Annotated in this window: 8 protein-coding genes; 5 read left to right on the top strand and 3 right to left on the bottom strand. The window is 61.1% G+C overall.

From position 1 onward, the window contains the following. Positions 1-157: 157 nt before the first annotated feature. Positions 158-1,438, bottom strand: coding sequence for a methionine adenosyltransferase (metK, locus tag PMW67_RS02965; protein ID WP_271738708.1), 1,281 nt, complete (start codon positions 1,436-1,438; stop codon positions 158-160). 295 nt (positions 1,439-1,733) lie between these two features. Between metK and gltX the strand changes: the two genes are divergently transcribed. From gltX to PMW67_RS02940, 5 genes are all read left to right on the top strand, one after another. Continuing rightward, a complete protein-coding gene (gene gltX, locus PMW67_RS02960) occupies positions 1,734-3,209 on the top strand; it encodes a glutamate--tRNA ligase (protein WP_271738707.1) in 1,476 nt (491 codons plus the stop codon). 88 nt (positions 3,210-3,297) lie between these two features. Next, complete coding sequence (priA, locus tag PMW67_RS02955) at positions 3,298-5,751, top strand: replication restart helicase PriA (protein WP_271738706.1); 2,454 nt, start codon at positions 3,298-3,300, stop codon at positions 5,749-5,751. Between the two features lie 18 nt (positions 5,752-5,769). Continuing rightward, positions 5,770-6,306, top strand: coding sequence for a peptide deformylase (gene def, locus PMW67_RS02950; protein WP_022094969.1), 537 nt, complete (start codon positions 5,770-5,772; stop codon positions 6,304-6,306). Positions 6,307-6,635: 329 nt separating this feature from the next. Continuing rightward, positions 6,636-7,556 (top strand): methionyl-tRNA formyltransferase, encoded by a 921-nt coding sequence (gene fmt, locus PMW67_RS02945; protein WP_271738705.1) that lies wholly within the window; start codon positions 6,636-6,638, stop codon positions 7,554-7,556. Continuing rightward, positions 7,553-8,953, top strand: coding sequence for an RsmB/NOP family class I SAM-dependent RNA methyltransferase (locus PMW67_RS02940; RefSeq protein ID WP_271738704.1), 1,401 nt, complete (start codon positions 7,553-7,555; stop codon positions 8,951-8,953). The genes fmt and PMW67_RS02940 overlap by 4 nt, the downstream gene beginning before the upstream one ends. A gap of 161 nt (positions 8,954-9,114) precedes the next feature. On the opposite strand, the gene PMW67_RS02935 is transcribed toward PMW67_RS02940, so the two are convergent. Further along, a complete protein-coding gene (locus tag PMW67_RS02935) occupies positions 9,115-9,351 on the bottom strand; it encodes an FmdB family zinc ribbon protein (protein WP_022094966.1) in 237 nt (78 codons plus the stop codon). Between the two features lie 88 nt (positions 9,352-9,439). Then, positions 9,440-12,736 carry a 4-alpha-glucanotransferase gene (locus PMW67_RS02930; protein ID WP_271738703.1) on the bottom strand — a complete coding sequence of 1,099 codons (3,297 nt, stop codon included), beginning with the start codon at positions 12,734-12,736 and terminating at the stop codon, positions 9,440-9,442. Positions 12,737-12,856: the final 120 nt, after the last annotated feature.

Genomic DNA, 12,856 nt, shown 5'->3' with positions numbered 1-12,856 from the left:
TGGTAGAAGTGCGCATGCTGCAAAATTCATTAGCTGGTGACGCAGCGTGGGCTCATATCGATATATCTTCACCACCGGATTAATAAAAAAGAAGTACCGGTTGGAGCCGGTACTTCTATTGGTGCGTTTCTATTTGGCTGTGGCTTTTCTCGTTAGCTTACAGGCCGCAGGCTGCTTTGAGTTCATCGACTCGGTCGGTTTTCTCCCAGGTGAAGTCGGCGTCTTCGCGGCCGAAGTGACCGTAGGCTGCTGTTTTCTCGTAGATGGGGCGACGCAGGTCTAGGTCGCGGATGATTGCGCCCGGGCGCAGGTCGAAGGTCTTCTCTACGGCTTCAACGATCTTGTCCTCGGCAACATGCGCGGTACCGAAGGTGTCGACCATGATTGAGAGGGGCTTGGAAACGCCGATGGCGTAAGCAAGCTCGACTTCGCAGCGATCGGCCAGGCCGGCGGCGACCACGTTCTTGGCGACCCAGCGCGCGGCATACGCGGCGGAGCGGTCGACCTTGGTGCAGTCCTTGCCGCTAAAGGCACCGCCGCCGTGACGGCCGTAGCCGCCGTAGGTGTCGACGATGATCTTGCGGCCGGTGAGGCCCGTGTCGCCCATGGGGCCGCCCACGACAAAGCGACCGGTGGGGTTCACGTAGATGTCCGCGTTGTCCCACGGCATGTTCTCGGCGGCCATGACCGGGGTGATGACGTGCTCGATGAGGTCGGCCTTGATCTTGCCCATGTCCTCGATCTCGGCGGCGTGCTGCGTGGAGATGACGATGGTCGTGACCTCGACGGGCTTGCCTTCCTCATAGCGCACGGTGACCTGGGTCTTGCCGTCGGGACGCAGATAGGCGAGGGTACCGTCGTGACGCACGGCGGCCAAGCGCTCGGCCAGGCGGCTTGCCAGGTAGTGTGGCATGGGCATAAGGGTCTTGGTCTCGTTGGAGGCATAACCGAACATCATGCCCTGGTCGCCGGCACCGATCAGGTCGATCGGGTCGGTGGTAGCGCCGGTCTGGGTCTCGAAGGACTCGTCAACGCCCTGCGCGATATCGGGCGACTGCTCATGGATGAGGCTCATGACGCCGCAGGTGTCGCAGTCAAAACCGAACTTGGCACGGTTGTAGCCAATGCGGCGTATAACGCCACGGGCGATCTCCTGCACGTCGACGTAGGCCTGAGTGCGGATCTCGCCGGCGACGATGACGGTGCCGGTCGTCACGAGGGTCTCGCAGGCGCAGCGGACGTTCTCCACGTTGGCAGGCACGCCGTTGGGGGCGATGTAGCCCTGCTCCTGCAGCTCTATTTCTTTGGCGAGGATTGCATCGAGGACGGCGTCGCTGATCTGGTCAGCGATCTTATCGGGATGGCCTTCGGTCACCGACTCCGACGTAAAAACGAAGGACCCGTGTTGGGGTGGGATGGAACGAAGTTCTTCTGACATGATTGTCCTTTCAAAAACGTGTCCCGGCGACCGTTACCATTCCGCCGGGCTCTCTATGCAAGGGCCCATCATAGCGCGTAAATCAAACATTCACACCCTTTCCGCACCTACTCATTGGGGACAGACTTAAATGACCAGCCTTCCTAAGTGCCGACAGGTTGCCCAATGACTGGTCATTTAAGTCTGTCCCCAATGAGTATCCCCAATGAGTAGGTCGGTGCCCTTTGTGCGGAGGTTGCTTTGATGCTTTATACTGGTGCGGTTAGACATCCATCCTGCAATCGAGGAGATTTCCATGGCATCAGACGTTCGCGTCCGCTTTGCACCCTCACCGACGGGCAAGCTGCACATTGGCGGCGCCCGCACCGCTATCTATAACTGGGCTTTCGCCCGTGCTAACGGCGGCACGTTCATCCTGCGCATCGACGACACCGACCCCACCCGCTCCACCGACGAGAACACGCAGATCATCCTGCGCGCCATGCGTTGGCTGGGCCTGGACTGGGACGAGGGTCCCGAGGTGGGCGGCGATTTTGGCCCCTACGCCCAGACCGAGCGCTTGGACCTGTACAAGCAGGCCGCCCAGAAGCTTTGGGACGAGGGCAAGGCCTATCCCTGCTTCTGCACCAAGGGGCAGCTCGACGCCGACCGCAAGGCCGCGCAGGAGCGCAAGGACCCCTTCCAGGGCTATCAGCGCCGTTGCCGCGATCTTGATCCCGAGGAGGCCCGCCGCCGCATCGAGGCCGGGGAGTCCTACGTCCTGCGCATCAAGGTGCCCGAGGACCGCGGCGACGTCGTTATCCACGACGCCGTCCACGGAGAGGTGACCTTCGACGCCAAGGAGCTCGACGACTTTGTCATCTTCCGCTCCGACGGTACGCCCACGTATAACTTCGCGACCGTCGTCGACGACGCCATGATGAAGATCACCCACGTCATCCGCGGCGACGACCACCTGTCCAACACCCCGCGTCAGGTCATGGTCTACGAGGCCCTCGGCGCTCCCGTGCCCACGTTCGCTCACATCTCCATGATCCTGGGCGCCGACGGCAAAAAGCTCTCCAAGCGCCACGGCGCCACCTCGGTGGAGGAGTACCGCGACGCCGGCTACCTGTCCGACGCCTTTGTCAACTACCTGGCGCTGCTCGGCTGGTCGCTCGACGGCGAAACCACGATCATCCCGCGCGATGTCCTGGCCAGCAAGTTCTCGCTCGACCGCATCTCCAAGAACCCGGCGACCTTCGACCCCAAGAAGCTCGACTGGGTCAACGCCGAGTACATCAATGGCATGTCCGATGCTCAGTTTGCCGACGAGATCATGGTTCCCGAGCTGCACGAGGCGGGTCTCATCGAGGGTAATGTCGAGTACGGCGAGGATTGGATCGACGCGCTTGCCGCCATCGTTAAGCCGCGCACCAAGATGCCGGCCGACGCCGTGACCGTCGCCGCTCCCATCTTCGCTACGGCCGAGACGCTCGAGTATGACGAGAAGTCCGTCAACAAGGGCCTGGCCAAGGAGGGCATGGGTGCCATTCTGGATGCCGCCAAGGGCGCGCTCGAGGGCGTGGACGAGTGGACGGCTGCCAACATCGACGCTGCGCTTGAGCCGTTGCCCGAGCAGATGGACCTTAAGAAGCGCGTGGTGTTCCAGGCCGTGCGCGTCGCCGTTTGCGGCAACATGGTGAGCCCTCCGTTGGGCGAGACCATGGCACTCGTCGGCCGCGACGATTGCTTGGCGCGCATCGACCGCGCCCGCACGATGGCGCTGTAATCGCTGCGCAAACGTATGTATCCGAGCCCCGTTCACCCGAGCGGGGCTCTTGTTTCTGTAGACGTATGGGATAGGAGGTGCTGGGGCCATGGTCGAGCAACTTTCGCTGTTTGGTTCGCCGGAACCGGAGGAAGCTCCGAAGTCCGCGGCTCCTGCCGCCGCCCCGGCGCAGCCCGAGCCCGCACCTGAGCCCATCGCCGCCTATGCGAGCGTGGTTCTCGACATCCCAACGCGTGCGCTGTCCGAGCCGTTTGCCTATGGCATTCCTCAACCTCTTGCTAGCGAAGCGCAGATCGGATCAACGGTCCTGGTCCACTTTGGTAACCGTGCCGCCGCGGGCTATATTGTCGACATTGCGCCTGAGCTGGGCGACCTACAAGGCAACATCGCCCTCGACCCCGCACGCATCAAGCCCATCGAGGCTATCCTCAGCAAACCGCTCTTTACTGTCGAGGCTGCCCGTATCGCACGCTGGATGAGCCGCGAGTATGTCGCGACGCTTTCCGAGTGCCTGCGTTTGTTCTTGCCCCCGGGTGGAAGTCCGCGCGTGGTCAAGGGCGATGACGGCGTGTGGACGGTTGAGCGCCCCGCCGTCAAGCCTATCCAAAACCGCTGGGTCATGCTCACGCCCGAGGGTTTCGACTACACGCCGCCCAAGACAGCGGTTCGCCAACGTCAGCTCATCGAGGCGCTCCAATGCGGCCCGGTCACGACGCGCGACCTCAACCTGCTCTATAACAGCATGTCGGCGACCATCAAGGCGCTTGAAAAACGCGGTGTCGTGGTGGTGGAAGAGCGCCGTGCGTGGCGTGGCTGCAGCGAGCAGACCACGCTGTCCTCGGCGAGCGGTAAGGCGCCGGTGGCACTCACCAACGGCCAGCAGCAGGCGCTCGCGCAGATTGAGCGAGCTCGCCTGGATGCACACGGCGACGTGGTGCTCGTCGATGGCGTCACCGGTTCCGGCAAAACCGAGGTTTACCTCTCCGCCATCGAGCGCGTGCTGGCAGCCGGCCGTTCGGCCTGCGTGCTCGTGCCCGAGATCTTGCTGACGGCCCAGACCGTCGGCCGTTTTCGCTCGCGCTTTGGCGAAACGGTTGCGGTCTTCCACTCGCGCCTTTCGGCCGGTGAACGCTTGGACCAATGGGATATGGTCGCCAGCGGTGCCGCGCGCGTGGTCGTGGGCGCCCGCTCGGCGCTCTTTTGCCCGCTCAGCGACTTGGGCCTTATCATCATCGACGAGGAGCACGAGACCAGTTACAAGCAGGGTTCCAGCCCGCGCTACCATGCGCGCGAAGTGGCGGCCGAGATGGCGCGTCGCTATCGCTGCCCGCTCGCGCTGGGCTCGGCCACGCCTTCTGCTGAGGCCCTCGACCGCTGCCGCCGTGGCACGTATAACGGTGCCACCTGGACGCGCGTCGAGATGCCCGAGCGCCCGGGACACGCCGTGCTGCCGACAGTCCGCATTGCCGACCTGCGCCGCGAGTTCTCGCACGGCAGCCGCTCTATGTTCTCAAAACCGCTGATGGAAGGCCTGGAGCGTGTGGTCGAGCGCCGCGAGAAGGCCGTGTTGCTGCATAACCGCCGTGGCTTTGCGCCGTTCCTTATGTGCCGCGAGTGCGGCTGCGTCCCCACCTGCAACCACTGCTCCACCGCGCTTACGTATCACGAGCGCACGCACACGCTGCAGTGTCACACATGCGGTTCGTCTTGGCGCGTGCAGCCGTATCCCGCGCCCACGAGCCGTTGCCCCAAATGTGGCAGTCGCTACCTGGCAAAAATGGGCTTGGGTACGCAGCAGATCGAGGACGCACTGCACCAGATGTTGCCCGAGGACGTCGCCATTATTCGTATGGATGCCGATTCCACGCGCGGCAAGGATGCGCACAAAAAGCTGCTTGAGAAGTTCGATGCCGCCGATTGCGCGGTGCTGCTGGGCACCCAAATGATCGCAAAGGGCCTCGACTTTCCCGAGGTCACGCTCGTGGGTGTGGTCAATGCCGACTTCGCCCTCAAGCTGCCGGACTTCCGCGCAGGGGAGCGCGCCTACGATCTGCTGGAGCAAGTCGCCGGCCGTGCCGGTCGTGGTGATCGCCCCGGCGAGGTCATCATCCAGACCTACCTGCCCGAGGACCCGGTCATTCGCGCCGTCGCTGAGCATGACCGTTCGATCTTTACCGACTACGACCTGGACCAGCGCCGCGACGCGCTGTACCCGCCTTTTGTTCGCCTGGTCAACATCTTGGTGTGGTCAGCGAACCGAGACGAAGCACAGGACTACATCGGGCGCATTGCAAAGCTCCTCAAGCGCCGTTGGCATGCTGCCGCGCCCGACTTTTTGCAGGCGGGGAGTGCCGTGCCGCAGGTGCTGGGCCCGGCTTCGTGTGTAATCGAGAGAGCCAAGGACCGTTACCGCTTCCATCTGCTTGTGAAGTCGCCCGTGGGGTACCATGTCTCTGATGATATCGACGCCTGCCTCAAAGAGGTGGGCTCTGTGCGCGGCGTGAGTGTGAGCGTTGACGTCGACGCCTATGATTTGATGTAACAACCCGAAAGGATGGCCATGGAAGCCAACGGAATCGTACTGTCGCCCGACCCTCGTCTGCGCCAGGAGTGCGCCGTCATCGAGGAGATCACCCCGGCGATCGAGACGCTTGCCGAGAAGATGAAGAAGATGATGTTCGAGAACGGCGGCTGCGGCCTGGCTGCCCCGCAGATCGGCGAGCTCATTCAGCTCGTCACCATCGACTGCGACTACAGCGACAAAAACGACTACGACCCGTACGTGCTCATCAATCCCGTGATTGTGGAGCAGAGCGACCATCTGGTGCCGTTTAGCGAGGGCTGCCTGTCCATCCCCGGCATTAGCTGCGAGATCGAGCGTCCTGACCATGTCGTCGTCGAGGCGTACGACTTGGACGCCAACCTGATTCGCTACGAGGCCACGGGCGACCTGTTCTGCGTGTGCCTGCAGCACGAGATCGATCACTTGCACGGCAACACCATGTTCGAGCGACTGAAGCCCATGCAGAGGCTCAAGGCAGTCAAGGAGTACCAGGACGCCCTGGCCCGCGGCGCTCGACCGGGCGAGACCGAATAGGTTAATTGTCCGTCCCTGGGATGGGGCCCACACATATCATCCCGTGCTCAAACATTCTCGCTGCGCTGCGAAACTGCGCGCGGGACGATATGTGTGGGCCCCATCCCAGGGACTACGTTGTCGCTCTTCGTTTCGCCCGGGTGCCGTCGGGCCAGGGAGGGGCGTCTTCGCTGATAGGTGCTTTGTTGGGAGGGCTGCTTTTATGCGGCTCTTTCTTTGGTTTTGGGTATATTTGTTTTTGTTGAAATGTTATTGCGGATGGGCTGGTGACTTGGCTTTCCGCCGCTATTTGTAGCCGTCTCGGCTTTGGTTGAGGGGAGACGTTCTTTATGCGTATTGTGTTTATGGGTACGCCTGATTTTGCTGTGCCTTCGCTGGTTTCGCTTGTTGAGGCTGGTAACGAGATTGCGCTTGTTGTTACTCGTCCTGATGCTGTTCGCGGGCGTGGTAAGAAGCTGGAGCCGTCTCCTGTTAAGGCTAAAGCGCTTGAGCTGGGGTTGCCGGTTGTTGAGGCTAATCGTATGACGCCTGAGGTCGTTGAGGCGCTTAAGGCTGCCCAGGCTGACATTTTCTGCGTGGCTGCCTATGGTTGCATTTTGCCGGATGACGTGCTGCATATGGCGCCGCTTGGTATTGTGAATGTTCATGCGTCCTTGCTGCCTCGTTGGCGTGGGGCTGCTCCCATTCAGCGTGCGATTCTCGCTGGTGATGAGGTTGCCGGCGTTTCCATTATGCGTATTGGGCATGGCGTGGATACCGGCGCTTATTGTGCGCAGGCCTCGACCTTGGTTGCTGGTAAGCATGCTGAGGCGCTGACCATGGAGCTTGGTGAGCTTGGCGGCAAACTGCTTGCCGATACGCTTCCTTCGCTTGCCGATGGCACCGCCGTGTGGATTGAACAGGATGAGTCGCTTGTTACCCATGCTGCCAAGATTTCTAAGCAGGAGATGCGTCTTGACCCTCAGATGGCGGCACTTGATTGTGTGCGTCATGTGCTTGCCTCGTCCGACACCGCTCCCGCTCGTTGTGTGATTGCCGGCAAGTCGGTTCGCGTGCTCGATGCTGAGCCGGCTGATGTGTCGCTTGGCGAAGGCGCTGTTGCCGTTCAAGCCAAGCGCGTCTACCTTGGTCTTTCCGATGGCCCGGTTGAGTTGCTCGAGGTTAAGCCCGATGGCAAGCGTGCCATGGCCGCTTCTGCTTGGGCTGCTGGGCTGCAAGGCGCCGATCTTATCTGGGGTGTTTTGTCATGAGCAAGCTGTCTCCCGCGCGCAAACTTGCGCTCGATGTGCTAATGGAGGCCGATCGCCGCGGCATGTATGCGCGTGACGTGCTGTCCACTCGCGCATCGGCCAAGGCTATTGACCAGCGCGATTCCGCTTTTGCCGCCCGCTTGGCGCTGGGTGTGGCCGCTACGCAGGGTATTTTGGACGAGCTGCTCGATCAGTTTCTCGATAAGCCTAAAAAGGTTGCGCCGCGTGTTCGCATGGCACTTCGTATCTCAGCCTTCGAGATGCTCTATCTGCATACGCCTGGCCGCGTTGCGGTGAGTCAGGGCGTTGAGCTGGTGCGCAGCGGAGCTAAGTCTGCCGCCGGTTTGGCCAATGCCGTGCTGCATAAGGTCGCGGACAACGTTGAGGACTTTGCCACGGCGTCCGATGTAGACGAGTCTGAGCGACGCTTGGTTCGTCTGTCGCGCCTGATGGGTCTGCCGCGTTGGCTGTGCGCTCGTATTATGGCGTCGTTTGACACGCCCGAGGGTGCGCTTAACTTTGCCGGCAATCTGGCCCCCGCGCCGCTGGCCCTGCATGAGAACGCCTTTGCGACTAAGCCCGATCCGTATATCTCGCAGCTCGTCGCGCCTGTCTTCCCGGGCTGCCATGCTCCGGTTGATGCCCAGGTTACCGTTGCTTCGGGTGTGTTTGAGCGTGCTGCCGCGGTGGCCTCGGACCTTAACGCTCAGCTCATCGCCACAGCTGCCACGCGCCCTGGAAGCTGCCTTGAGATTGGCGCCGGTCGCGGTACCAAGACCTATGTGATGATGTGCCAGGCCAAGCGCGCCGGCTATGAGCGTCTGCATACGGCACTTGATCTTCATGACCGTAAGTGCGACCTAAATCTCGCGCGCCTTCACAAGGCGGGTATTCAGGGCGTTCGTACGGTTTCGGGCGATGCCTGCGAGCTTGATGAGGTGCTCACATCGTTTGATGCCATGCTTGGCGAGCCGGTTAAATTCGACACGGTCTTTATCGATGCGCCGTGCTCGGGCACCGGAACCATGCGTCGTCATCCCGAGATTCCGTGGCGTCTGACCGAAAAGGATGTGACGGTTGAGCTGCCCAAACTGCAGCTGTCGATGCTCAAGGAAGCCGCCGCGCGCGTGGCTGCCGGCGGCGAGCTCATCTATGCGACGTGCTCCGTCTTCGACGAGGAGAACACGCAGGTGGTGGACGCGTTCCTTGCTTCTCCCGAGGGTGCCGGCTTTAGCGTGGCACCGCTTTCCGAGGCACAGATTCTGCAACTCCCCGAGTTCGATCAGGCCAAGAAGCTCGTATCCGTACGCCAGAACGATCGAGGCCTCTTCCAAAGCGTGCCGGTAAACGCCGACTCCTACGACGGCCACTTCTGCGCCAGACTGGTCCACAAGTAACGACTAAGTTGCGGTGAAATAGGGAATGAAAAGCCGCTTCTGCCCGCCAAACAGTCCTTATTTCACCGCAACTCACAAGGAAACCTGGGTAGCTTAATTAACTACCCATAGAGCAAAGAAATAGCCCCGCGATCGGCGTTGATCGCGGGGCCGCGTTGTTTCTAGTGGTTGTGCGGGCAGTTGGCGCAGCAGCCGCTGGTGGCGCTGGTGCTGGCGCCGCCGCTTCGCTGGTCGGTGTTGTAGAAACCGCTGCCCTCAAATTTAATGCCGCTGGCCGAGAACGTCTTGGCCGCCGGGGCACCGCAGCTGGGGCACACGACCTCGGGAGTCTCGGACATGGGATGCTCAACCTCAAACACGTTGCCGCAGCTCGAGCACTTGTAATCGTAGCGCGCCATAATACTTCCTTTTCAGCACAAAGCGGGCAGATTACTCTGCCCGCAAAAATTCAAACGTCTGTAACTGTACCCTATATCGGGGGTTTTATCACGCTTCGCCCCAGAATCTATGGTTGTTGCGCAGGAGCTGTGCGGTTTTGTCCTCGGCGGCCGCAACGTCGGCCTCGTCAGCCTGCCAAGTCCAGTTACCCGTGGCCACGCCCGGAACGTTCATGCGCGCATCGTCGCCCAGCCCCAGGACATCCTGCAGCGGCATCATCACCAGGGGAGCGTCACTTGCCAGCGCGTCACCCATCAGCTTGGCCGCCGCATCAACACCGCTCGGTTCATCGCCGCCCGCAAAGGAACGCGTGCACCAACCGGCGAGTGTCGACGTATCGTGCGTCGAGGTGTACAGAATCTTGCCGGGCGTGGGATGCACACCGCAACGAACGTCGTAGTCGCTAAACTCCAGCACGTCCATGCCGGGGAAACCGCAGGTCGATGCCATGGCACGAACACCGGGCGTCAGATAGCCCAAGTCCTCAGCGATAAAGTTGAGCGGACCCAGTTCGTCATAGGCGGTCTGGAACAGGTCCTTGCCCGGGCCCGCCAGCCAGCGGCCGTCGGCGCATGCCTTGCCCGCGGGAATGCTGTAATAGCTGTGGAATCCCAGGAAGTGATCCAGACGCACGCGGTCGTAGAGCGAGAACGCGCGGCGCAGGCGATCCATCCACCAACTATAGCCGTTCTGCTTCATGTGGTCCCAGCGGAACGTCGGGTTGCCCCACATCTGGCCCTCGGGCGCAAAGTTGTCGGGCGGCGCGCCGGAAATCTCAATCGCCTTGCCGGTATCGGACAGCCAGAAGTTCTCGGGTTCGCTCCACGCGTCTGCCGAATCGTCGGACACGTACATAGGAATATCGCCGATGACCTCGATGCCCTTCTTGTGCGCATAGTTCATGAGCTCACACCAAGCGAGGTCAAAGCGGTACTGCATGTACGCCTGAAGCTCGGCCTCGTTGTGGAAGCGCTTGTCGTCGATTAGATGCTCGTTGTAGCGAGCGACATCTGCCGGCCAATTGTGGCGAGACTCGCCCTCAAAGTACTTTTTGACGGCCATGTAGACGCAGTACTTCTCGAGCCAATCGGCATTGCGATGTTTAAACGCGGTGTACAGCGGATCGGCATCCTCGCCTCCGCGGGCCTTCCAGGTCTCAAAGTCGGCTGCCAGCTCCTCGTGGCTTTCGGGCAGCAGGTCGATATTGCCTGCAAAGGCCGAAGGACCGGCGTAAGGGGAGCGGAAGAAGTCCGTGGGGTTGACGGGGAGAACCTGCCAGTAGCGCATGCCCATGGCGGCCAGATGGTCGATAAAACGACGCGTGGGCGCGCCGATCGTACCGGGCTCGCCGTCGTCGGTCGGCACTGATGTGATATGGCATACAACACCCGCACCGTGATCGAGCGGCTCCTGCAGGCGCTGCTCGGCGTGGTGATAGATGATCGACGAACCGAGCGGGTACAGGTCGAGCGTGACCGTGCCGTTGTGGATCTCGCACTCATGACCGCTGATCACGTCACTTGCACATTCGTCGAGCGCCGGAATCGTCACACGATGCGAGTTGCGCAGGCTGCGGTTGATGATGACGGTCGCGGACTCGCCGTCTTTACCGGTACGGTTGTAGGCCAGCACCTCGTCATTGAGCGCAAAGGCCTTGATTTCACCGTCGATCATAAACGGCAGCGCGCGGCGCACAGCAGATGCGTTCTTGACGATTGCGAACGTATCGAAGTCGTGCAGGTCTTCCTTGGTCGGCAAGGTGCGGCGATTACCCGGATCGGTGAGTCCCTCCAAGCCGTACTCGTCACCGTAATAGATTGAGGGAACGCCCGGGAACGTCATCTGCATGAGCGTCGCCAGCCAAAAGCGGCTCTTGGCCAGGCCCATGGAGTTCTCGTCCAGGCGCCATTTGCTGCGCTCACTCTCGGGCAGCTGCGACTCGTCGGGGCCACCGCCGAGCACCGAGATAATGCGCGGGCGGTCGTGGCTCGACAGCAGATTGAGCGCGCAGGATAATGCCTCGCGCGGGTAGTTCTCGCGCAGGGTCTCGATATCCTCGGCTGCCTGGTAGGCGTTTTTGTAGCCCATCAAAAAGCCGATGACCATGTCGCGGAAGGGGTAATCCATGGCCGAGTCGAGCTCGGAGCCTTGTAGATAGCGACGCAGATGGCCGTAGCTGATCTTGTTGGAGGCATCTTCCCAGACCTCGCCGAGCAGCAGCGCGTCGGGCTTCTCGGCGAGCACGGCCTTTTTGATCTCGGTCAGGAAGTCATCGGAAAGCTCGTCGGCCACATCGAGGCGCCAGCCATGGGCACCGGCGCGCAGCCATTTGCGGATGATACCGTCCTTGCCCAGAATCCGCTCGCGTACCAGTTCGGAGCTCTCATTGATGGCGGGCATATTGCCCACGCCCCACCAGCAGTCGTACGAGCCGTCCTCGTGGAAATAAAACGCATCACGCCACGGAGAGTCCTCGCTCTGCCACGCGCCGACACCGGGATAGTTGCCGTAGCGGTTAAAGTAGATCGAATCGTCGCCCGTGTGGTTGAACACACCGTCCAGAATGATGGAAATGCCCAGCTTCTCGGCCGCCTCGCACAGCTCAGTAAAGTCCTGCTCGGTGCCCAGAATCGGATCGATCTTGGTGTAATCGGCGGTGTCGTAGCGGTGGTTGCTCGCGGCTTCAAAAATGGGGTTGAGGTAGATGGCTGTAAAGCCCAGTTCGGCGATGCGAGGCAGGTCATTCTGGATACCCTTGAGCGAGCCGCCGTAAAAATCCCAGGTCTTGATGGAGCCGTCTTCGGCACGCTCGTACTCGGGCGGTTCGTTCCAGTCCTCGACCATGCGGCGCTGGATTCCGTTGCGCGGTTTTTCAACTTCGGCCAGCGTTCGCTCGCGCCAGTTTTCGTCGCGGGCATAGCGGTCGGGGAAGATCTGGTAGACCATGCCCCGCTCGTACCAGGTGGGACGGTTCTCGCGATGCTTGTAGACGGTAATCTGGAACGACGGGACCTCGGCGTAATCGTAGGTCACACCCTCGCCACCGGTGCGACCCTGCGGTGCACCCAAGCGGACCTCGGGCTGGCCCTCGATGTTGCAGATAAAGCTGTACCAAATAAGACAGGGCTCGGTGCACTCAAGCTCTACGGTAAATATGCCGTCGCCCTCGTGCGTCATGGGATACAGAGACTCACCGATTTCATCGACCCAGGTACGCAGGGTAAGCGTTGCCTGGTTGGGGTCGGCATCCTCCAAAATCACCGATAGCGAAACGGAAGTTCCAGTGGTCACAGCGCCAAACGGAGTACGAAACTGCGGCAGACGGCTGTTGTGAATCAATCTCATAATACGGTCCAGTTCAATAGAATCACGGCCTGCGGGCCATGGGCTTTACGCACAGGATGTAAGTATATCTGTTGTACACAGGCTGTATAAACAACATCCGTTTACCATCGGCGAACGGTT

Origin of the sequence: Collinsella aerofaciens (assembly GCF_028209395.1) — a bacterium.
GTDB lineage: Bacteria > Actinomycetota > Coriobacteriia > Coriobacteriales > Coriobacteriaceae > Collinsella > Collinsella aerofaciens_AZ.
Note: the sequence above shows the minus strand (reverse complement) of the source record. Positions and strands in the feature narration are given on the sequence as shown.

Coding starts and splice junctions, on each gene's coding strand:
- metK (WP_271738708.1), bottom strand. CDS start 1,438: ATGTCAGAAGAACTTCGTTCCATCCCACCCCAACACGGGTCCTTCGTT.
- gltX (WP_271738707.1), top strand. CDS start 1,734: ATGGCATCAGACGTTCGCGTCCGCTTTGCACCCTCACCGACGGGCAAG.
- priA (WP_271738706.1), top strand. CDS start 3,298: ATGGTCGAGCAACTTTCGCTGTTTGGTTCGCCGGAACCGGAGGAAGCT.
- def (WP_022094969.1), top strand. CDS start 5,770: ATGGAAGCCAACGGAATCGTACTGTCGCCCGACCCTCGTCTGCGCCAG.
- fmt (WP_271738705.1), top strand. CDS start 6,636: ATGCGTATTGTGTTTATGGGTACGCCTGATTTTGCTGTGCCTTCGCTG.
- PMW67_RS02940 (WP_271738704.1), top strand. CDS start 7,553: ATGAGCAAGCTGTCTCCCGCGCGCAAACTTGCGCTCGATGTGCTAATG.
- PMW67_RS02935 (WP_022094966.1), bottom strand. CDS start 9,351: ATGGCGCGCTACGATTACAAGTGCTCGAGCTGCGGCAACGTGTTTGAG.
- PMW67_RS02930 (WP_271738703.1), bottom strand. CDS start 12,736: ATGAGATTGATTCACAACAGCCGTCTGCCGCAGTTTCGTACTCCGTTT.